We start from the raw sequence: 19,742 nt of genomic DNA, 5'->3' as shown, positions 1-19,742 counted from the left end.
CCGATGGTGCTGAATTTGCGTCAGAACTTGTTGTCGCGCGGGAAGCCTGTCGGTGGCATGCGACCGGCGGCGCCGCGCGCGACCCGCCATGGCGTCATGTCCGCCTCGGTCCGGGTCCGGCCGGTCTCGCCGCCCATCGCCCAGCTGATCCCGTCGCTCAGGCGGAAGGCGATCGCGTCGGACAGGCCGCCGTCGCGATAGCGCTGCATCTGCACCCCCTGCCCGCGCGCCATCTTGGGCATTTCGATGATCGAATAGACCAGCAGCTTCCGGTTCTCGCCGATGACGGCAATGCTGTCCGCCTCCGGATCGACCGCATGCACCACGGCAAGCTTGGCGCCCGTGCGGACATTGACCACCTGCTTGCCCTTGCGCGTCTCCGCTAGGATATCCGCCACATCAGCGAGGAAGCCGCGCCCGTCGGACGAAGCCAGCAGCAACTGCCCACCCGTCCTGGCCGGCATCAGCGCGACGATGCCGCCCTGATCGTCCATGTCGACCATCATCCGCACCGGATCACCAAAGCCGCGCCCGCCCGGCAGCTTGTCGGCGCCCAGCGTGTAAATGCGCCCGCTCGACGTCGCCATCAGCAGCTTGTCGGTGGTGTATGCGTGGAAGGCGAATTGCGGGCCATCGCCTTCCTTGAACTTCAGCGTATCGGCCGCGGCCAGGTCGCGATGCCCGCTCATCGCGCGGATCCAGCCGCGCTCGGACAGGATCACCGTCACCGGCTCGCGCTCGATCATCGCCTCCAGCGGGATCTCACGCGCCGGACCGGCTTCCTCGACCAAAGTGCGGCGCCGGCCGATCACCGTATCGGGACCATAGCGCTTGCGCAGGTCGGCAATGTCGCGCTTCAGCCGGGTGCGCTGCCGGGCCGGGCTCTCGACCAGCTTTTCCAGCTCAGCCTGCTCCTTGACCAGTTCGGCATGTTCGCGGCGCAACTCCATTTCCTCCAGCTTGCGCAAGCTGCGCAGCCGCATGTTGAGGATCGCTTCGGCCTGACGGTCGGTCAGGCTGAACTCGGCCATCATCACGTCTTTCGGCTCATCCTCGGTGCGGATGATCTCGATCACCCGGTCGAGGTTGAGATAGGCAATGATATAACCGTCGAGCAGTTCCAGCCGCGCGGCAATCTTCTCCAGCCGGTGCTGCGCCCGGCGGACCAGCACCTCGATCTGGTGCTTGAGCCATTCGACCAGCACCGCGCGCAGCCCCAGCACCCTCGGCGTGTGGCTGGCGTCGAGCACGTTGAGATTGAGCGGAAAACGATTTTCCAGGTCGGTCAGCCGGAACAGGCTGTCCTTGAGCACATCGACCGGGACGTTGCGGCTCTTGGGCACGATGACGATACGGATCGCCTCGTCGCTCTCGTCGCGCACATCTTCCAGGATCGGCAGCTTCTTGTCGTTGATCAGCGCCGCAATCTGCTCGATCAGCTTGGACTTCTGTACCTGATAGGGGATTTCGGAAATCACCAGCTGCCAGGTGCCGCCGGCCAGCTTCTCGATCCCTTCCGCTTCCCAGCTGCCATCCTCGTTGCGGCCGGTCGAGAAGCGGGCACGGGTGCGGAAGGAGCCGCGCCCGGTGCGATAGGCTTCGGAAATGATCGCCTGATTATCGACCAACACGCCGCCGGTCGGGAAGTCCGGTCCCTTGACGATCTCCATCAGCGCGGCGTCGTCCGCCTCCGGGCTGTCGATCAGCAGGGTGGCGGCATCCAGCAGTTCGCCGACATTGTGCGGCGGGATGCTGGTCGCCATGCCGACGGCGATGCCGCTGGCGCCGTTGGCCAGCAAATTGGGGAAGAGGCCGGGAAAAACCTCCGGCTCCTCATCCTCGCCATTATAGGTCGGACGAAAATCGACCGTGCCTTCGTCAAGGCCCGCCATCAGGTCGGCAGCCGCCTGGGTCAGTCGCGCCTCGGTATAGCGCATGGCCGCCGCATTATCGCCGTCGATATTGCCGAAATTGCCCTGGCCATCGACCAGCGGGGTGCGCAGCGAGAAATCCTGCGCCAGACGCACCATCGCGTCATAGACCGACGCGTCGCCATGCGGGTGATATTTACCGATGACATCGCCGACGACGCGGGCGCATTTCTTGTAGCTGGTGGTGTTGCGCGCCGGATTGGCGACCAGAATGTCCGGGTTCGCGCCGCCCGGCTCCATCCGCAACAGGCGCATCGCCCAGAGCAGGCGCCGATGCACCGGCTTCAGCCCGTCGCGCAGGTCCGGCAGCGAACGCGCGGTGATGGTGGAGAGCGCATAGACCAGATAGCGCTGCGAGAGCGCCGCGTCGAAAGGATGGTCCTTGATAGCGTCGAACGGGTCGCGAAAATCGGTCATCGGGAGTGGCTTAGCAGGACGGAACGTGAACGGAAACGAGAATTATGCACCCCCAAGGCTGGGCGCCGCGATCAAAAATTTCGATATTTGTCGAGCGGGAGGCCATGCTTCTCGACATAGGCGTTCCAACTTTCCATCGCGTCCCTATTGGCTTCCATCCAGCGATGGCGGACTTCCTCCACGAAACCGGGCTCGGACCGTAGACTGAGATCCATCCCCAGTTCTTCGGCAGCAGCAATCAGGTTTCGCTCTCGCGCGGCTTCGACCCGCGCCCGGCTTGCCGCGAACTCATCGTCATCCATTGGCCGATCACCTTTTGCAGGACGATATCATGCCATGGATTAACGCGGCAAGAAACGCGCGTCCGGATCGGCGGCGATGGCGGAAGCAAACTCGGCGCTGATCCAGTCGCGAAAAGCCTTGATCTTGGGCGTGTTGCGGGCATGGGGCGGATAGACCAGCCAGTAGCTGGCGATTTCGCGGACATAGGAGGGCACCGCCTCCACCAGTTGCCCCGCTTCCACCTCCGCCCTCCAGAGGAAATGGTTGAGGATGGCCACCCCCTGCCCGGCGATCGCGGCGCGCCCCTCCATCACCTGGCTGTCGAGCGCGATGCCGGGCGGGCCATCGGCCGGGTCGGCCTCAACGCCCATCGCCGCGAACCATTCATGCCACCACATGTCGTCGGGCGACAGGCGCGGCAGGGCATGGAGCGCCTGCGCATCGGCGATCGGCCCGTACCGGTCGCGCCAGGCCGGGCTGCACATCGGCACCAGCCGGTTATGGGTCAGCAGCTTCGCCTCCAGCCCCGGCCATTCGCCCTTGCCGCCGCGCACCGCCAGATCGATGCCGTCGCGCGCCAGGTCGACCACCGCGTCATCGGCCATGATCCGCACGGCGAGGTTCGGGTGGCGCATCTGGAAGGCGCCGATCCGCGGCGCCAGCCAGAGATGCGCGAAACTGTTGGTGCAGCTTATGCTCAGCACCGCCGAATGATCCTGGGTCAGTGCGGCGAAGCCCTGCCGCATCTGGTCGAAGGCGCGGGTCAGGATCGGCGCGATCTCGCGCCCCTTCTCGGTCAGCGCCACCTTGCGCCCGGTTCGCTGGAACAGGCTGATGCCCAGCCGCTCCTCCAGCAATTTCACTTGATAGCTGACCGCCGCTTGGGTCATCCCCAGTTCCTGCGCGGCGGCCGTGAAATTCTCCAGCCGCGCGGCGGCCTCGAACACGCGAATAGCGGACAGGGGCGGCAGCGGCGACATGCGCCATTCGATAAGCCAGGCTTATCTATGCTGTCCATGCTTTTGTTGGCGCCAGAGGGGCCGTTCGGGCAGAGACAGCGGTGCCGGCGGCCCTCCGCGCCCGGCGATGATCATGGGCGGAAGGAACAGTGATGCGCGATCAATATGACGCCCGGCTGTGGAACGACAGCCATGAAGAAATCAGCAAGAGTGCCGACCATTTCCTGCATCGCGTGATGCAGGCATTTCGCGTGCTTCACCGCATCGAATGGAGCGCGCCCTGGGCCGATGAACGCCAATGCAAGCGCCCCTGCCAATCGTGAAAATCCCGGCAAGGGGCAAAACAGGGGTTGCGGTTTCCGGTACAGGCGCCACCTTTAGGCCGTGCCCGAAACCGCTCTTCCCCCTCTGCCCGATCTTCCCGCTCCCCCGCCCGCGCTGCTGACCGGCGCCGCCCTGTTCCTCGATTTCGACGGGACATTGGCGCCGATTGCGGACACGCCCGACGGGGTGCATGTCGATGATGATCTGCTCGCCCTGCTGGCGGCGCTGCGGCGCAAGCTGGACGGGAGGCTCGCCATCGTCAGCGGCCGGTCGATCGCCACGCTGCGCGATTTCGGCTTTCAGGATTTCCTGCTCGCCGGCACCCACGGCCTGGAATTTGCCGCGCCCGGCGAAGCGCCGGATGCCCCGCCCCGCCTGCCCGCCATCGATGCGGTCGAACGGGCCTTCCATATCTTTGCCGACACCCGTCCCGGCGTGCTGGTCGAACGCAAGTCGATCAGCGTCGGCCTCCATTTCCGCGGCGCGCCCGATTGTGGCGAGGCCGCCGGCCTGCTCGCCCATCAGCTTGCAGAGGAACATGGCCTGGCCGTGCAGGCCGGCAAGATGCTGTTCGAACTGCGCCCCGGCGGCGCCGACAAGGGCAGCGCGCTCACCCGCCTGATGCAGCAGGCGCCGATGGCCGGCGGCACGCCGATCTTCATCGGCGACGATGTCACGGACGAGGAAGGTTTCGCCGCCGCCGCGCAATTGGGCGGCCATGGCATATTGGTCGGGCCCGCGCGGCACACGCACGCGGCCTTCGGCTTGGAACAGGTTGCCGCCGTCAGGCATTATCTGGCGCAGGGGGTCGCCGCGATCATCTGACCGGCGGCCACCATTCGCATGAACGAAGGGGGCCGAACATCATCGATACCAGCGACCATATCCTGGCCGGAAACGAGCGTGACCTCGACCTCTGGCCGATCGGAAACTGCCAGGCATCCGCCCTGATCGACCGCGCCGGGCGCATGGTCTGGGCCTGCGTGCCGCGGGTCGACGGCGACCCCGTCTTTTCCGCCCTGCTCGACAACAAGCATTGGGACAGCAAGGAAGCGCGCGGCTTCTGGGCAATCGAGCTGGAAAATTGCGTCGCGGTCGAGCAGCATTATATCCGCAATACGCCGATCCTGGTAACCCGCCAGAGCGACGGCCAGGGCAATACGATCGAGATTTTCGATTTCTGCCCACGCCACAAGCATAAGGGCCGCATGTATCGCCCGGTCGCCTTCGCGCGCATCGTGCGCCCCGCTGCCGGCAGCCCGCGCATCCGCGTCCGCCTGCGCCCCACGACAAGCTGGGGCAAGGAAAATGTCCCGGTCACCTACGGCTCCAACCATATCCGCATGGTCCTGTCCTACATGGCGATGCGGATATCGACCAACGCGCCGATCGGCCTTATTTCCCAGGAAAGCTGGTTCCGGCTGGAATCCGACATGCATTTCTTCATGGGGCCAGACGAGGGATTTTCCGACGCGCTGCGCCCGGCGATCGAGCGGATGCTGGACGACACCATCCTGGAATGGCAGCTCTGGGTGCGCGGCCTTGCCATCCCGCCCGAATGGCAGGAGGCGGTGATCCGTTCCGCCATCACGCTCAAGCTCTGCCAGCATGAGGAAACCGGCGCGATCGTCGCCGCGCTCACCACCTCCATTCCCGAACATGCCGACAGCGGCCGCAACTGGGACTATCGCTACTGCTGGGTGCGCGACGCCTATTATACGGTCGAGGCGCTGAACCGGCTCGGCGCGCTGGACGTGCTGGAAACCTACCTCGTTTATCTGCGCAACATCGTCGACGGTGCCAAGGGCGGCCATATCCAGCCGCTCTACGATGTGCGCGGCAATGCGACGCTGCATGAATGGGAGGCCGCGCACCTGCCCGGCTATCGCGGCATGGGACCGGTGCGGGTCGGCAATGCCGCCTATGAACAGATCCAGCATGACGCCTATGGCCAGATCGTCCTGTCCTCGGTCCAGGGCTTCATCGACCGGCGGCTGCTGCGCATGGCCGGCCATGCCGATTTCGAGGCACTGGAGGCGGTGGGCGAACGCGCTTGGCAGGTTTATGACCAGCCGGACGCGGGCCTGTGGGAATTGCGCACCCGCGCCCATGTCCACAGCTACAGCGCGGTGATGTGCTGGGCCGCCTGCGATCGTCTGGCCCATGCCGCCACCGCGCTCGACCTGCCACTGCGCGCCGCCCATTGGGAAAACCGCGCCGAAACCATGCGCGCCCGTATCATCGAATCCGCCTGGCGCGCCGACAGCAAGGCGATCTCCGCCAATTTCGAGGATGACGCGCGCGACGCGTCGCTGCTGCAACTGCTCGACCTGCGCTTCCTGACCGCCGACGACCCGATGTTCACCGGCACGCTCGAAGCGCTGGAAAAGGACCTGCGCCGCGGCAACGACATGCTGCGCTACAGCGCGCCGGACGATTTCGGCGAGCCGGTGACCGCCTTCAATGTCTGCACCTTCTGGCTGATCGAGGCGCTGCACCGCACCGGCCGGACCGAGGAGGCACGCGAACTGTTCGAGGAGATGCTGTCCCGTCGCACCGCCGCCGGCCTGCTGTCCGAAGATATCGATCCCCATAGTGGGGAACTCTGGGGAAATTACCCGCAAACCTATTCGTTGGTCGGCATCATCAACTGCGCCGTCTTGCTGAGCAAACCGTGGAGCGTGATGCGATGAGCCGTCTGATAGTCATTTCCAACCGGGTCAGTCGCCCCAATGGCGCCGCCAATCAGGGCGGGCTGGCCGTGGCGCTGGCCCAAGCACTGCGCGAAAGCCGGGGCATCTGGGTTGGCTGGTCAGGTGGCACGACCGACAATTTCACCGGCCATATCGGCTTTGCCGACGATGACGGGGTGAAGACCGCGACGATCGACCTGGAAGAACAGGACGTCGACGAATATTATAATGGCTATGCCAACAAGACGCTGTGGCCGCTGTTCCATTACCGCATCGACCTGGCCGAATATGCCCGCGATTTCGAGGGCGGATACAACCGCGTCAACCAGCGCTTCGCCGACACCGCCAGCCCGCTGATCGAACCGGAAGACATTATCTGGGTGCAGGATTATCACATGATCCCGCTGGGCCAGATGCTTCGCGACCGGGGGCATCAGAACCGGATGGGCTTCTTCCTGCACATTCCCTGGCCGCCGACCCGCCTGCTGGTATCCCTGCCCCACCATACCAAGCTGGTCAGCACCCTCTTCGCCTATGACGTGATCGGCTTCCATACCGAGGAATGGCTGGAATCCTTCCGCCATTATGTCGAGCGCGAGATGGGCGGCACCGTGGATGGCGATTTCGTCACCGTCGGCGGTCGCACCATCCAGGCCGTCGCCTGCCCGATCGGCATCAATGCCGAGGAGTTCAAGCAGGCCGCCGCCAGCGACGCGGCGGTGGAAATGCACCGCCAGGTCCGCGCCTCGCTGCAGGATCGCTCGCTGATCGTCGGCGTCGACCGGCTCGACTATAGCAAGGGTCTGGAAGAACGGTTCAACGGCTATGCCCGCTTCCTGAAGGATCATGCCGAACATCATCGCCGCGTCGTGCTGGCGCAGATCGCCCCGCCATCGCGCGGCGAGGTGGAAAGCTATCAGCAGATCCGCGCCACGCTGGATTCGCTCGCCGGCCGCATCAACGGCGAATATAGCGATGTCGACTGGACCCCGATCCGATACGTCAACCAGGGCTATCCGCGCGACAAGCTGGCCGGCATCTACCGCTCCGCCCGGATCGGGCTGGTGACGCCCCTGCGCGACGGCATGAACCTGGTCGCCAAGGAATATGTCGCGGCCCAGAACCCGGACGATCCCGGCGTCCTGATCCTGTCCCGCTTCGCCGGCGCGGCGATGCAGCTCAAGGATGCGCTGCTCATCAACCCCTATAGCCCCGAAGAAATGTCCGACGCGATCGACCGGGCGCTGGCCATGCCACTCGACGAGCGCAAGCGGCGCTGGCGGGCGATGATGGACAGCGTCGAGCAGCAGGATATCAGCTGGTGGCGCAGCGCCTTCACCGATCGGCTGGCGGCGACCCGCCAGGAAGAGCCGGAGGCCGAGCCGGAACCGGCGACCGAATGATTGAGATCAGGCACCGGTCCCGCTAGGCCGGTGCCATGCATAGCGAAGATGATGACGAACCGCGCGGCCTGTGGGCCGCCATCAGCGCCAAATCCGGCGTGATCATTGGCAGCATCGGCCTGATCGCCTGGCTGGCGCTGATCTGGTTCATGTTCGGCGACGTGCTGTAGCGCGCCCTGCGGATTTCCCCTTGCGCCTCGTTGAACCAGCGGCAGACATGATGCCGCTCCGGCTTCGGGAGCGCCAGATGGGGGATGTCCATGCTCGATCGCCGTTCCTTCCTCGGCAGTGCCGCTGCCGCCTCGCTCGCCGCGCCGATCGGTGCGGAGGCGCTGACCAGCGTGCCGCTGCCGGCCGCCGATCTCCATGCGAAGAATGAAGATGCCTATTGGGCGGCGCTGCGCAAACAGTTCCTGATCCCGGCTGATGTCGTGAACCTCAATGTCGGCACGGTCGGCTCCTCGCCGCGCCCGGTATTGAAGGCGATCTTTGACGGGTTCGAGACGACCGAGCAGATGACGCAGCAAGGGTCGGAGGATTATCCGATCTGGGGCTATGGCGCCTGGGACCAGTATCGCAAGCCCTTTGCCGACTTCATGGGCGCCAAGGTCGAGCAGATGGCGATCCTGCGCAACTGTACCGAGGCGAACAGCTACATCGCCAATGGCTTCGACATGAAGCCGGGCGACGAGGTGCTGATATCCGACGAGGAACATGGATCGGGCGAAATGCCCTGGATGCTGCGGTCGCGCCGCTATGGCGTGGTGGTCAAGAAATTCGCCATGCCCAAGCCGCCGAAAAACGCGGCCGAAATCCTCAACCGCATCAACGACGCGATCACGCCGAAAACGCGGATCATCTTCGTCAGCCATATCAGCACCTCGACCGGCGTGGTGCTGCCAGCCAAGGAGATTGCCGCGCTCGCCCGGTCGAAGGGGATCATCTCCGCCTTTGACGGCGCCCATGCGCCGGGCATGATGAAGGTCGACCTCAACGATATCGGCTGCGACCTCTATACCGGGTCGATGCACAAATGGCTGTTCGCGACCAAGGGCACCGGCTTCCTCTATCTGCGCGACAAGGGCGTGATGGACCGGGTCTGGAACACGATCGCGACCGGCGGCTATGACGACCCGAGCCGCATGGCGGATCGTTACATGCAGATCGGCTCCTCCTGCATCCCGACCTTGATGGGCCTCAACGCCGCGATCAGCTTCGCCGACAGCATCGGCATGGACCGGATCGAGGCGCGCAACCGCATGCTCGCCGACTATATCCATGCCGAAATGGTGAAGCGCGGCGCGCAGGACTGGACCTCGCCCGATCCGGCGCTGCGCTGCGCGATCGCGACCGTCAACGTGCCGCCGGTGCAGCGGATGGAATTGCAGGACTGGCTCTGGAAAAATCACAAGGTGCGCATTCGCGGCGGCAACCCCAGCAAGTTGCGCCTCGCCACCCCCTATTTCCTGAGCAAGGCGGACATCGACCGCTTCCTTGGCCTGTTCGACGAATATCGGAAGATGAAGGGGGCATAGCCGCCACAATTGCACCCCCGCCTATATTGCTCTATGGGCCACCCCAAGCAGCCCCGGCACCCGCTGATCCTTTCCGATTCGCGTTTGCCGGGGCAAAATCTTTTGTAAGAAAAAGACAGGAACGCGCATGGCCCGTCGCCGCCAGATCTACGAAGGCAAGGCAAAGATCCTTTACGAAGGCCCCGAGCCCGGCACGATCATCCAATATTTCAAGGATGACGCCACCGCCTTCAATGCCCAGAAGAAGGGCACGATTTCGGGCAAGGGCGTGCTCAACAACCGGATTTCCGAGCATATCTTCACCCTGCTCGGCCAGATCGGCGTGCCGACCCACTTCATCCGCCGCCTCAACATGCGCGAACAGCTCGTTCGCCAGGTCGAGATCGTGCCGATCGAGGTCGTGGTGCGCAACGTTGCCGCCGGTTCGCTGTCGAAGAAGCTCGGCATCGAGGAAGGCACCCAGCTGCCCCGCACGCTGATCGAATATTGCTACAAGGATGATGCGCTGGGCGACCCGCTGATCTCCGAAGAGCATATCGCCTGCTTCGGCTGGGCCACGCAGGAAGAGATGCACGACATCGCCGACATGGCGATCCGCATCAACGACTTCATGTGCGGCCTGTTCGCCGGCATCGGCATCCGCCTCATCGACTTCAAGCTGGAATTCGGCCGCCTCTATGACGGCGACTACAGCCGCATCATCCTGGCCGACGAGATCAGCCCCGATGGTTGCCGCCTGTGGGACATGGCGACCAACGAGAAGCTGGACAAGGATCGCTTCCGCCGCGACCTCGGCGGCGAAGTCGAAGCCTATCAGGAAGTGGCGCGCCGCCTGGGCCTGCTGCCCGAAGGGCTGGATACCACCGTCCTCGACCTCGACACGCATCGCAAGAAGCGCGAGAAGGACTGATCTACGAAAAGGCCGGCCGCAACGCCGGCCTTTTTTTAATGCGCCTTTGGCGCGCCTGCACCGGCCCACACCCCCACCCGACCTCCCATTCAGGATACACTCTGTGGGCGGTCGGGTGGGGGTGTGGGCCGGTACCGCTTCCGAAATGCGCTTTTTCGCGCATTTCGCGACAGCCTCTCAACCGATCAGCGCATCCGCCATCAGCTTGAGCCCCAGCAGCACCATCAGCACATAGATGAGCGTGTAGAAGCGCGCAGCATCCACCCGCCGGACCAGCCAGACGCCGGCGAAGGTCGAGACCACCGCCACCGGCACCAGCAGCGCCGTCGCCATCAGATTGGCATGAGTGAACTGGCCCAGCGCGGCATAGGCCGGCACCTTCATCCAGTTCATGACAGCGAAGGCGACAGCCGTGGTGCCGACCAGCATGTCGCGCGGCAGCTTCTTGGGCAGCACCCACATCTGGAAGGGCGGCGATCCGGCATGGGCGATCTGGCTGGTGAAGCCGCTCGCGATACCGAAGAGGGTGCCGACCCAGCCCGGCGAGGTCGAGGGCAGGACGATCGCCCCGCCCCGCTCGACCCAGAGCCGCTGTAACCCGAACAGGGTGGAAATGGCGCCGAGAGCGCCCAGCACTACGGTTTCGGAAACTTGCGCCGCGAACCAGTAGCCCAGCCCGACGCCGATCGCCATGCCGGGCAGCATCGCCGCCAGGATATGCCCGTCCCAGCTGCGGCGGAAGGCCCAGACGCTGACCGCATCCTGCAGGATCAGGATCGGCAGCAGGATCGCCGCGCCGCGCACCGGATCGACTCCCAGCGCCATGATCGGCATCGCCAGCGCCCCGACACCGGCAAATCCGCCCTTGGCGAGCCCCGATATGATGACGGCGATGATGGCACAGGCGAGATAGAGAAGGTCGGGACTCATGCCCCAGCCTTATAAGCAGTTGCCGGCAAAGAGAATAAGCGGGGCGACCTGGGCCGCCCCGCCCGTGACATTCAGTTCCGCTCGCGCCCCAGATTGGGCAGGAAGGCGGTGAGCAGGCCGATCGCCGGCAGGAAGGCGCAGACCCTGAACACCATCTCGATGCTGCTATGGTCCGCCAGCCAGCCCAGCCCCGCCGCGCCCAGACCGCCCATGCCGAAGGAGAAGCCGAAGAACAGGCCCGAGATCATGCCGACCTTGCCGGGCACCAATTCCTGCGCAAACACGACGATCGCGGGGAAGGCGGAGGCAAGGATCAGGCCGATGATGACGGTCAGCGGCCCGCTCCAGAACAGCCCGGCATAGGGCAGCGCCAGGGTGAAGGGCAGCGCCCCCAGGATCGAGAACCAGATCACATATTTACGCCCGAACCGGTCGCCCAGCGGCCCGCCCGCGACCGTGCCGACCGCCACCGCGGCCAGGAAGGCGAACAGATGGAGCTGCGCATTCTGCACCGACAGGTCGAACCGCTGGATCAGGTAGAAGGTATAATAGCTCGTCAGGCTGGCGAGATAGACATATTTGGAGAAGATCAGCGCCAGCAGGATGGCGATGCCCCGCGCCGCCTGCCCGCGTGGCAGTTCGATATGCAGCGCGCCGGCGCCGCCGACCTGCAACCGGCTGAGGCCATGATGGCGATACCAGTTGGCGACGTTCCACAGCACCGCGCCCGACAGCAGCGCCAGCAGCGCAAAGAAGGCCAGGCTCGACTGGCCCCAGCGCACCACGACCAGCGCCGCCGCCAGCGGCCCCAGCGCCTGCCCCGCATTGCCGCCGACCTGGAACAGCGACTGGGCCAGGCCATGGCGACCGCCGGCCGCCATCCGCGCCACCCGCGAGGATTCGGGATGGAAGACCGAGGAACCGACGCCCAGCAGCGCCGCGCCGACCAGCACGAGGCCGTAGCTGTGCGCGATCGACAGCACGGTCAGGCCCGCCAGCGAGAAGAGCGTGCCACCCGGCAGTGCCATCGGCGTCGGTCGCTTGTCGGCATAGAGGCCGATCATCGGCTGCAGGATCGACGCGGTAATCTGATAGACCAGGGTCACCATGCCGATCTGGCCGAAGCTCAGATGTAGCTCGCTCTTGAGGCCCGGATAGATGGCGGGAAGCAGCGACTGCATCATGTCGTTGAGCAGATGGCAGAAGCTGATCGCCACGATCACGCCGAACGCCGTGCCGCCCGCTGCCAATTGTGCGCCTGTCTTGTCTATCCGTGTCTCTTTCATTGTCGGTTCCTTTCTGAGGCCGGACCGATTAGCGCTTCCCTTCCCGTCCCGCTTCCGCATATGGGTCAATCTCTTTTGCGATCGGGACAATCATGGACCAGCGGCACCCCGACGATCATGAGCATGTCCCCCGGCCCGTGGTCGGCATCGGCAATGATTATCCGCCCTCCTTCGAACTGGCCGAGCATCAGCATCGGCGCGGGCAATTGCTTTATGCGGCGTCCGGCGTGGTCGCGGTCAGCACGCCGCAGGGCGCCTGGGTCGCCCCACCCGAGCGGGCCGTCTGGATTCCGGGCGGCACGCCCCATGCGGTGCGAATGGTCGGCGCGGTGCAGACGCGCAGCGTGCTGGTCGATCAGGCCGTCTATCCCGGCCTGGCCCGGTCCTGCCGGGTGCTCGGCGTATCACCGCTGCTGCGCCAGTTACTGGTGGAGGCCGCCCATGTGCCAGTGGAATATGAGGAAGCAGCGCGCGATGGCCTGGTCATGCGGTTGCTGGTGGCGGAGATCGAGCGGGCGCCGCTGATCCCGCTCGCCGTGCCCTTCCCGCGCCATACCGCGCTTGCGGCCCGCTGCCACGCCTTTGTCGAACAGCCGCAGGCCCATGTGACGATCGACCAATGGGCCGACGCGCTGGCGATGAACCGGCGTCGCTTCACCCGGCTTTTCCGCCAGGAAACGGGGATGAGCTTCGCGCAATGGCGGCAACAGGCCTGCCTGTCGGCCGCCCTGCCCCGGCTGGCGGCGGGCGAAGCGATCACGACGATCGCGCTGGATCTGGGCTATGACGGGCCGGCCAATTTCTCGACCATGTTCAAGCGGGCGCTGGGCGTCTCGCCCAGCCGCTATCGCCCCTAAAGGATCAGGCGGACTTGGCGCGATAGCCGACCAGCAAGCCGAAGCAGAAGGTCGCGAACAGCGCCAGCTGAACCCGCCCATGCGGGTCGTCATAGCCCACAATCTGCTGCCCCCAGGCAAAAAGCCCCACAAACATTGCCAGTGCCAGACCGGACATGCCCCATATCCCTGTAAAAAACTCGCCGATCAGATTATCCTCAGCTTCCTAAGAAAGTCATAATCTCTTGCCTGCGCGCCGCGCCGCGCCTAGGGGGAGCGGCAAAGTTCATCCCCCCGCATCGGCGGGCGGCATGCCAAGGAGTTTGCACCTCATGAAAGCCCGCATCTTCGTCACTCTCAAGGGCGGCGTCCTCGATCCGCAGGGCCGTGCGATCCATCACGCACTCGAAGGCCTGGGCTTTGGCGGCGTCAACGACGTGCGCGCCGGCAAGCTCATTGAGCTGGACCTGGCCGATGGCACCAGCGACGAGGACATCGACGCTATGTGCCGCAAGCTGCTGGCCAACACGGTCATCGAAAATTACCGCATCGAAAAGGTGGCCTGAGCCATGAAGAGCGCCGTCATCGTCTTTCCGGGCAGCAATTGCGACCGCGACCTGGCGGTGGCGTTCGAGGCTGCGACCGGTTCCAAGCCCACCATGGTGTGGCATCGCGATACCGAACTGCCCGACGACATCGACCTGATCGGCGTGCCCGGCGGCTTTTCCTATGGCGACTATCTGCGCTCCGGCGCGATGGCCGCCCGCTCGCCGGTGATGCAGGCCGTCGCCCGCGCCGCTGACCGTGGCGCCTTTGTCCTGGGCATCTGCAACGGCTTCCAGGTGCTGACCGAAAGCGGTCTGCTGCCCGGCGCGCTGCTGCGCAACGCCGGCGGTCATTTCGTCTGCCGCGACGTCGCCCTGACCGTCGAGAACGCCCAGAGCGCCTTCACCAGCCGCTATGCTGCCAGCGAAGCGATCAGCTTCCCGGTCGCCCATCATGACGGCAATTATTTCGCCGACGACGCCACGCTCGATCGGCTGGAAGGCGAAGGCCGCGTCGCGCTGCGCTACGCCCAGAACATCAACGGTTCGGCCCGCAACATCGCCGGCGTCCTCAACGAAGCCGGCAATGTACTGGGCATGATGCCCCACCCCGAGCGCGTGATCGAACCGGCCCATGGCAACACCGACGGCCAGCGCCTGTTCGCCGGCCTGGTCGAGGGCCTGCTCGCCCGCGCCTGATCACCGGATCGAAATCGCAAAAAAGCCCGCCGCGGATCAGCGCGGCGGGCTTTTTTTTAACTTCCGGCTGCGGCGATGCCGGCATCGGTCCTGACTTGCACCATTCCCCCTTTGTTCTACACGAGATGGACAAACACCAAGGGGGATCGATGATCAGCAAATCGCGCGTGCAGCTGATAGCCTTGCTGCTATTGCCGACGGCCGCTCAAGCCGCCGAATCCGGCACGATCGCGGTTCCCGAAGCGGTCCTTGCGCTAAATGGCTGCTGGCAAGGCGAAGGCAACGTGATGGGCAAGCCGGTCCGTGTGTCCATCCGCAGTCAGCCCATAGCGCTCGATGCCATGCTCGCACTCGATGTGGAAAGCAGCGCCCTGGCCGATCCCAAGGATCGCTACGCCGCGCATCTGATCTTCGGCGGCACCGAAAAATCCCATCCGATCATCGGTTTCTGGGCCGACAGTTTCGGCGGCGCCTTCACGGCCCTTGGCGAAGGCGAAAGCCAGCCCGATGGCTTCGACATCGGCTATGCCTATCCCGACGCGACCTTCGTCAACCGTTGGCGCATCAAAGGCGCGCAACTGACATGGAACATTGTCGCGCGGGACGAGGCAAATGCCGAAAAGCCCTTCGCCAGCTACAGCCTCCACAAGGTTGCGTGCGCGCCCGCCAAGACGCGCTAAACGATCAGGTTCTAGCCGCCCCGATGATAGTCATAATCATAGGCCCGGCCATGCGCCTTGGTCAGCACGGCGCCGACGATCGAGCCGCCGGCCCGGCGCAGTCGTTCCACCGCGACCCGCAGGCCGCCATGATGGTTGCGGCCCCATTCGACCACCAACAGTGTGACCTGCACCTTGGCGGCGAGCAGTTGCGCGTCCGACATGCCCAGGATCGGCGGCGCGTCGATCAGCACCGTGTCATAGCGGTCGCGCACCGCGCCCAGCAGCGCATCGAGCGCCGGGGTGGAGAGCAGTTCCGCCGGATTGGGCGGCACCGCGCCACAGGGTAGCAGCGACACGCCCGCGACACCGCTGTCGAGGATCAGATCCTCGACCTTACCCTGCCCGGTCAGCACCTCGCTAATGCCGCGCGTCGCGGTCACCCGGAACAGGCTGTGCTGCACCGGCCGGCGCATGTCGGCGTCGATCACCAGCACCTTCTTGTCCAGCCGCGCCAGCGCGCGGGCCAGCGCGTTGACGGTCAGCGACTTGCCTTCCTCCTCCTGCGCGCTGGTGACCAGGATGGAGCGCGGCAGGCCGGCAACCGATGCCAGTTGCAGCGACGCCGCGATCGGCGCGAAGATGTCGGGCGCGCTCGGCTGGTCACCGGTGGTCGGCACTGCGCCCAGCAGCGGCAGGTCGACACGCTCCGCCAGCGTATCGGCCGACGTCACCGCATCGTCGAACATGTGCCGCGCCGCGATCAGCAGCAGGCCCAGCAGCATGCCGCCGAGCAGCGCGACCAGCATGATCTGGCCGGCATGTGGGGCAAAGGGCGTGGTCGGCACCGCCGCCCGGTCGAGCGGCTGGATGCGGCCGGCCTGGAAGCCCGCCTGCGACGCCATGTCGCGATAACGCTGCAACAGGCTGTCATGCAGCAGGCGATAGGTTTCGACCGACCGGCTCATCATGCTCATCTGCATATCGCGGCCGCGCTCGACCCGCGCATCGCCTTCCAGCGCGGCGATTTCCGAAGCTATCTGCTTCTCGCCATGCGCCGCCACCTCATATTCCTGGCGCAGCGACGCGCGGATGGTGTTCGCCATGCTCTCGGCCTGATCGTCAAGCGCCGCCAGCCGCGCCCGCGCCTCGCGCATTTCTGGGTGGGCATCCTTGCGGAACTGCCGTTCCTCGACCAGTGCCGCGCGCGCCTGCGCCCGTTCCGCCATCAACTGCTGCATGGCGCCATTGCCCAGCACCTCGGGCAGCGTCTCGGCGCTCGCCGCCTTCGCGCTTTCCCAGCGCTTCTGCGCGGCAATACGGTCCGCGACCGCCTGCGCGCGGAAGGCGTTGAGCTGCGCCAGACGCGCCGCGGTCGATCCTTCCGGCACCGGTGCGGCATCGGGCTTTGCATCCTTGCCGTCGCTCTTCTTGTCCTCGTCCGTGGCCGGCTCGGCCGGCACAGCGCCGGTGCGCGAGGCATAGACCGCCAGATCCCGCTCGGCCCGTTCCAGATCCTTGCGCGCGCCATCCAGCTCGCCCAGCAGGAAACGACGCGCCTGCACGCCGGACTCAAAGCCGCGCTTCAGGTCCGCCCGGATCAGGCTGTCGGCATAGCTGTTCGCCACCCGCGCCGACAAGGCCGGATCGGCGCTGACGAAGCTGATGCGCAGCACCCGCGACTTGCCCGGCAGTTCGACCTGCAGATTGTCGCGCAGCAGCTTGATGACCTGCTCATGCTCGACCTGGCGCTGGGTCAGGCTGCCCTGCCCCTGTGCCGGGCGGCGCGCATCCATGCCCTGGAAGAAGACCGGACTGCCGACCAGCGCCAGATCGCGCGCGACATCCTCGGCCAGTGCCCGACTGCGCAGCACTTCCAGTTCGGTCTGCATCATGCTTTCCGTGTCGGCCGCGCTGACCGGCTTCTGCATCGCGCCGGCGCCGGCGGCCCCCGCCGGCACATCCTCCACCTCGACCGAGGCGGTCGCGCGATAGTCGGGCGTCGACAGCAGGATATAGATGACGCCCGCCAGCACGCAGAGCGCCATCGTGACGAACAGGATCACCCTGTGTCGCCGCACCACGGTCCATGTGCCGCGCGCACTCTCGACAAAGCGGGTGGTGCGATCCTCCTCGCCGGCCTGACGCTGTTCCAGTTCGATGATCCGGGACACCATCAATTGCCTCCGTCTATGGCGATGAAGCCGGTCGCGACGGCAGGAATGGCGATCAGCGCGCCGCCAAGGATAGCCTTGGCGCGCGACAGGCCGACGATCACCAGATCGCCGGGCAATATTTCAGGATCGGGCGCTTCGCCCTTGCGGATGGCACCCAGGTCGAAAGTCGCGGCCTGGCGCTGTCCCTCGACGGTGCGGACCACCACCACCTGCCCCAGGCTCGCCAGCCGGGTTGGGCCATGGGCCAGCGCCACCGCCTGGATGAGGCCGATCCGTCCTTCGATCGGGAACAGGCCGGGCTCGCGCACCTCGCCATCGACGGTGATGCGGCGGCCGACCGCCTGCTTCACGAACACCGTGACCTGCGGCGACACCAGATAGCGTTCGCCCAGCCGGCCGGCGATCACGTCCGACGCCTCGCCGGCGGTCAGCCCGCCGATCGACACATCGCCGACCAGCGGCATGCGGACCATGCCGGCCGCGCTGACCCGCGCATCCTCCAGCGACAGGTCGGGCTCGTGATAGACCTGGATACGCAGCACATCGTCGGGACTGATGACATAGTCGCGGCCCACCGCGGCGGGCGCAGGCATCAACGCATAGGCAGCTTCGCCGCGCGGAGCATCCTCCACGGTCGAGCAGCCGGCGAGCAACATCGCCGCTGCCGCGACGGCGCCGCCCTTCATGCCCTTGCCATAGTGCCCCAAAATCTGGCGCTTCATGCGCATCAACACCCCATTGCGAACCGGGTGCGGCCCGCAAAAGGGCCGCTCGGCTCGGGGGTTAGCGACGCGGCACCGTCATGGCAACCGCGCGGGGGGCAGGACGAACCGCCCGGCCGACGATCAGACCGCGATGCGCTGCGCGGCCGGCTCGGGCTGACGGCGCGGCTGGTCGGGCCAGATGCCGCGCGTATCATAGACGGCCTTGCCGGCACGTTCGTCGACGGGAACGGATTTGAACATGTCATGATCGACAAGAATGATGAACACGCCGCATTGTTCCAGAGCCGTATCGAGATCGATCAGTTCGGCACCGGTGCCGGCGAACTCCATCGGCAGATCCTGGGCATAGGGTTCGACGAGCTTGACCCGCTTGCCGTAGCGGCGGGCGAGCCGGCTGGCGACCTTGACCGCCGGGCTTTCGCGGAAATCGTCGATGTTCGGCTTGAAGGCGAGGCCGAGGCAGGCAACATCCTCGCCGGCAAAGGCGTCGATCATGTCCGACGATTTGGCCACGACATAGTCGGTCTTGCCGTCATTCACTTCGCGCGCGGTGCGGATGATGCGGGCATTTTCCGGGTCGCCATGGACGATGAACCAGGGATCGACGGCGATGCAATGACCGCCAACGCCCGGCCCCGGCTGCAATATGTTGACGCGCGGATGGCGGTTGGCCAGGCGGATCACCTCCCACACGTCGATGTCCATACGGTCGGCGATCACCGACAATTCATTGGCGAAGGCGATGTTGACGTCGCGGAAGCTGTTTTCCACCAGCTTCACCATCTCGGCCGCCCGCGCCGTGGTGGTGATGCAGGCGCCGCGCACGAACTGGCGATAGAAGCCCAGCGCCTTGCGCGCGCAACGCGGCGTGATGCCGCCGATGCAGCGATCATTGTCGATCAGCTCGACCAGGATGCGGCCGGGCAGCACCCGCTCGGGGCAATAGGCGATGGCGATGTCACCCGCCACGCCGGGCGCCGGCATCCTGAGGTCGGGGCGCAGCTCGGCGATCAGGTCTCGCATCGCCTCGGTCGTGCCGACCGGCGAGGTGGATTCCAGGATCACCGTATCGCCGTTCTTCAGCACCGGCGCGACGGTCCGCGCCGCCTGCAGCACATAGGAGATGTCGGGCGCGCGGTCCTCGGCCACCGGGGTCGGCACCGCGATGATGAAGACGTCGCTGGCCTCGACGCTGAGCGACGCGCGCAGATTGCCGCGTGCCACCACGCCCTGCACCAGGCCGTCCAGATCGACTTCCTCAATATGGACCCGGCCCGAATTGACCGTCTCGACCACATGGGCGCTGACATCGACACCGACGACCTGCGCGCCGCCGCGCGCGATCAGCGCCGCAGTCGGCAGGCCGATATAGCCCAGGCCAATGACGGAAACCTTCTGCTTGCTGTCGACGGGCATGGGGGAGATAATCCT

Annotated in this window: 20 protein-coding genes; 11 read left to right on the top strand and 9 right to left on the bottom strand. The window is 65.6% G+C overall.

Translation table 11 applies throughout. From position 1 onward, the window contains the following. Positions 1-20: 20 nt before the first annotated feature. The 3 genes from parC to BRX37_RS05855 form a co-directional block, all read right to left on the bottom strand. Complete coding sequence (gene parC / locus BRX37_RS05865; RefSeq protein ID WP_097383427.1) at positions 21-2,348, bottom strand: DNA topoisomerase IV subunit A; 2,328 nt, start codon at positions 2,346-2,348, stop codon at positions 21-23. 71 nt (positions 2,349-2,419) lie between these two features. Beyond that, on the bottom strand, positions 2,420-2,650 hold the full coding sequence (locus tag BRX37_RS05860; protein WP_125985881.1) for a type II toxin-antitoxin system CcdA family antitoxin: 231 nt from the start codon (positions 2,648-2,650) through the stop codon (positions 2,420-2,422). Positions 2,651-2,689: 39 nt separating this feature from the next. Then, positions 2,690-3,610 carry a LysR substrate-binding domain-containing protein gene (locus BRX37_RS05855; protein ID WP_206434124.1) on the bottom strand — a complete coding sequence of 307 codons (921 nt, stop codon included), beginning with the start codon at positions 3,608-3,610 and terminating at the stop codon, positions 2,690-2,692. A 131-nt stretch (positions 3,611-3,741) separates the two neighbouring features. Between BRX37_RS05855 and BRX37_RS26650 the strand changes: the two genes are divergently transcribed. The 7 genes from BRX37_RS26650 (at position 3,742) to purC (ending at position 10,454) form a co-directional block, all read left to right on the top strand. Beyond that, a complete protein-coding gene (locus tag BRX37_RS26650) occupies positions 3,742-3,912 on the top strand; it encodes a hypothetical protein (RefSeq protein ID WP_004207346.1) in 171 nt (56 codons plus the stop codon). Between the two features lie 61 nt (positions 3,913-3,973). Continuing rightward, positions 3,974-4,738 (top strand): trehalose-phosphatase, encoded by a 765-nt coding sequence (otsB, locus tag BRX37_RS05850; protein WP_097383429.1) that lies wholly within the window; start codon positions 3,974-3,976, stop codon positions 4,736-4,738. Positions 4,739-4,836: 98 nt separating this feature from the next. Continuing rightward, on the top strand, positions 4,837-6,606 hold the full coding sequence (locus BRX37_RS05845; RefSeq protein ID WP_318276615.1) for a glycoside hydrolase family 15 protein: 1,770 nt from the start codon (positions 4,837-4,839) through the stop codon (positions 6,604-6,606). Beyond that, positions 6,603-8,009, top strand: a complete 1,407-nt coding sequence (gene otsA / locus BRX37_RS05840) for an alpha,alpha-trehalose-phosphate synthase (UDP-forming) (RefSeq protein WP_004207349.1) — start codon at positions 6,603-6,605, stop codon at positions 8,007-8,009. The genes BRX37_RS05845 and otsA overlap by 4 nt, the downstream gene beginning before the upstream one ends. A 35-nt stretch (positions 8,010-8,044) precedes the next feature. After that, the gene (locus BRX37_RS27235) at positions 8,045-8,179 is read left to right on the top strand and encodes a hypothetical protein (RefSeq protein WP_004207350.1); all 135 of its coding nucleotides are present in this window, start codon (positions 8,045-8,047) and stop codon (positions 8,177-8,179) included. Positions 8,180-8,269: 90 nt separating this feature from the next. Continuing rightward, positions 8,270-9,544 carry an aminotransferase class V-fold PLP-dependent enzyme gene (locus BRX37_RS05835; RefSeq protein ID WP_125985879.1) on the top strand — a complete coding sequence of 425 codons (1,275 nt, stop codon included), beginning with the start codon at positions 8,270-8,272 and terminating at the stop codon, positions 9,542-9,544. Positions 9,545-9,671: 127 nt separating this feature from the next. Beyond that, positions 9,672-10,454 (top strand): phosphoribosylaminoimidazolesuccinocarboxamide synthase, encoded by a 783-nt coding sequence (purC, locus tag BRX37_RS05830; protein ID WP_004207352.1) that lies wholly within the window; start codon positions 9,672-9,674, stop codon positions 10,452-10,454. Between the two features lie 177 nt (positions 10,455-10,631). On the opposite strand, the gene BRX37_RS05825 is transcribed toward purC, so the two are convergent. Both BRX37_RS05825 and BRX37_RS05820 read right to left on the bottom strand, forming a co-directional pair. Further along, the gene (locus BRX37_RS05825; RefSeq protein ID WP_125985878.1) at positions 10,632-11,384 is read right to left on the bottom strand and encodes a sulfite exporter TauE/SafE family protein; all 753 of its coding nucleotides are present in this window, start codon (positions 11,382-11,384) and stop codon (positions 10,632-10,634) included. A 71-nt stretch (positions 11,385-11,455) separates the two neighbouring features. Next, positions 11,456-12,670 carry an MFS transporter gene (locus tag BRX37_RS05820; RefSeq protein ID WP_125985877.1) on the bottom strand — a complete coding sequence of 405 codons (1,215 nt, stop codon included), beginning with the start codon at positions 12,668-12,670 and terminating at the stop codon, positions 11,456-11,458. 92 nt (positions 12,671-12,762) lie between these two features. On the opposite strand from BRX37_RS05820, the gene BRX37_RS05815 reads away from it, so the two are divergent. Continuing rightward, positions 12,763-13,527: an AraC family transcriptional regulator gene (locus tag BRX37_RS05815; protein ID WP_125985876.1), complete on the top strand. Its 765-nt coding sequence runs from the start codon at positions 12,763-12,765 to the stop codon at positions 13,525-13,527. Between the two features lie 4 nt (positions 13,528-13,531). Here the strand turns inward: BRX37_RS05815 and BRX37_RS26645 are convergent, their stop codons facing one another. Next, entirely contained in the window at positions 13,532-13,684 is a 153-nt protein-coding gene (locus BRX37_RS26645) for a hypothetical protein (protein WP_004207357.1), read from the bottom strand. Between the two features lie 154 nt (positions 13,685-13,838). Between BRX37_RS26645 and purS the strand changes: the two genes are divergently transcribed. The 3 genes from purS (at position 13,839) to BRX37_RS05800 (ending at position 15,430) form a co-directional block, all read left to right on the top strand. Beyond that, complete coding sequence (gene purS, locus BRX37_RS05810) at positions 13,839-14,072, top strand: phosphoribosylformylglycinamidine synthase subunit PurS (protein WP_004207358.1); 234 nt, start codon at positions 13,839-13,841, stop codon at positions 14,070-14,072. A 3-nt stretch (positions 14,073-14,075) separates the two neighbouring features. Next, on the top strand, positions 14,076-14,750 hold the full coding sequence (gene purQ, locus BRX37_RS05805) for a phosphoribosylformylglycinamidine synthase subunit PurQ (RefSeq protein WP_125985875.1): 675 nt from the start codon (positions 14,076-14,078) through the stop codon (positions 14,748-14,750). A 149-nt stretch (positions 14,751-14,899) separates the two neighbouring features. Further along, the gene (locus BRX37_RS05800) at positions 14,900-15,430 is read left to right on the top strand and encodes a hypothetical protein (RefSeq protein ID WP_125985874.1); all 531 of its coding nucleotides are present in this window, start codon (positions 14,900-14,902) and stop codon (positions 15,428-15,430) included. Between the two features lie 11 nt (positions 15,431-15,441). Here BRX37_RS05800 and BRX37_RS05795 read toward each other — a convergent pair whose 3' ends face one another. The 3 genes from BRX37_RS05795 to wecC all read right to left on the bottom strand — a co-directional run bounded on the left by BRX37_RS05795 (position 15,442) and on the right by wecC (position 19,727). Continuing rightward, positions 15,442-17,586 (bottom strand): GumC family protein, encoded by a 2,145-nt coding sequence (locus tag BRX37_RS05795; protein ID WP_125985873.1) that lies wholly within the window; start codon positions 17,584-17,586, stop codon positions 15,442-15,444. Next, positions 17,586-18,314, bottom strand: a complete 729-nt coding sequence (locus BRX37_RS05790) for a polysaccharide biosynthesis/export family protein (RefSeq protein WP_010337739.1) — start codon at positions 18,312-18,314, stop codon at positions 17,586-17,588. Before BRX37_RS05790 ends, BRX37_RS05795 begins: the two co-directional genes overlap by 1 nt. Positions 18,315-18,431: 117 nt before the next feature. Further along, positions 18,432-19,727 carry a UDP-N-acetyl-D-mannosamine dehydrogenase gene (gene wecC / locus BRX37_RS05785; RefSeq protein WP_004207363.1) on the bottom strand — a complete coding sequence of 432 codons (1,296 nt, stop codon included), beginning with the start codon at positions 19,725-19,727 and terminating at the stop codon, positions 18,432-18,434. Positions 19,728-19,742: the final 15 nt, after the last annotated feature.

This window comes from Sphingomonas sp. S-NIH.Pt3_0716, from assembly GCF_003950715.1.
Lineage (GTDB): Bacteria > Pseudomonadota > Alphaproteobacteria > Sphingomonadales > Sphingomonadaceae > Sphingobium > Sphingobium yanoikuyae_A.
The sequence above is the reverse complement of the archived record's forward strand: the minus strand, read 5'-3'. Positions and strand labels throughout refer to the sequence as shown.

Bases quoted from the DNA above. Each gene is read 5' to 3' on its own strand.
- parC (WP_097383427.1), bottom strand. From the start codon at position 2,348: ATGACCGATTTTCGCGACCCGTTCGACGCTATCAAGGACCATCCTTTC.
- BRX37_RS05860 (WP_125985881.1), bottom strand. From the start codon at position 2,650: ATGGATGACGATGAGTTCGCGGCAAGCCGGGCGCGGGTCGAAGCCGCG.
- BRX37_RS05855 (WP_206434124.1), bottom strand. From the start codon at position 3,610: ATGTCGCCGCTGCCGCCCCTGTCCGCTATTCGCGTGTTCGAGGCCGCC.
- BRX37_RS26650 (WP_004207346.1), top strand. From the start codon at position 3,742: ATGCGCGATCAATATGACGCCCGGCTGTGGAACGACAGCCATGAAGAA.
- otsA (WP_004207349.1), top strand. From the start codon at position 6,603: ATGAGCCGTCTGATAGTCATTTCCAACCGGGTCAGTCGCCCCAATGGC.
- BRX37_RS27235 (WP_004207350.1), top strand. From the start codon at position 8,045: ATGCATAGCGAAGATGATGACGAACCGCGCGGCCTGTGGGCCGCCATC.
- BRX37_RS05835 (WP_125985879.1), top strand. From the start codon at position 8,270: ATGCTCGATCGCCGTTCCTTCCTCGGCAGTGCCGCTGCCGCCTCGCTC.
- purC (WP_004207352.1), top strand. From the start codon at position 9,672: ATGGCCCGTCGCCGCCAGATCTACGAAGGCAAGGCAAAGATCCTTTAC.
- BRX37_RS05825 (WP_125985878.1), bottom strand. From the start codon at position 11,384: ATGAGTCCCGACCTTCTCTATCTCGCCTGTGCCATCATCGCCGTCATC.
- BRX37_RS05820 (WP_125985877.1), bottom strand. From the start codon at position 12,670: ATGAAAGAGACACGGATAGACAAGACAGGCGCACAATTGGCAGCGGGC.
- BRX37_RS05815 (WP_125985876.1), top strand. From the start codon at position 12,763: ATGGACCAGCGGCACCCCGACGATCATGAGCATGTCCCCCGGCCCGTG.
- BRX37_RS26645 (WP_004207357.1), bottom strand. From the start codon at position 13,684: ATGTCCGGTCTGGCACTGGCAATGTTTGTGGGGCTTTTTGCCTGGGGG.
- purS (WP_004207358.1), top strand. From the start codon at position 13,839: ATGAAAGCCCGCATCTTCGTCACTCTCAAGGGCGGCGTCCTCGATCCG.
- purQ (WP_125985875.1), top strand. From the start codon at position 14,076: ATGAAGAGCGCCGTCATCGTCTTTCCGGGCAGCAATTGCGACCGCGAC.
- BRX37_RS05800 (WP_125985874.1), top strand. From the start codon at position 14,900: ATGATCAGCAAATCGCGCGTGCAGCTGATAGCCTTGCTGCTATTGCCG.
- BRX37_RS05795 (WP_125985873.1), bottom strand. From the start codon at position 17,586: ATGGTGTCCCGGATCATCGAACTGGAACAGCGTCAGGCCGGCGAGGAG.
- BRX37_RS05790 (WP_010337739.1), bottom strand. From the start codon at position 18,314: ATGCGCATGAAGCGCCAGATTTTGGGGCACTATGGCAAGGGCATGAAG.
- wecC (WP_004207363.1), bottom strand. From the start codon at position 19,727: ATGCCCGTCGACAGCAAGCAGAAGGTTTCCGTCATTGGCCTGGGCTAT.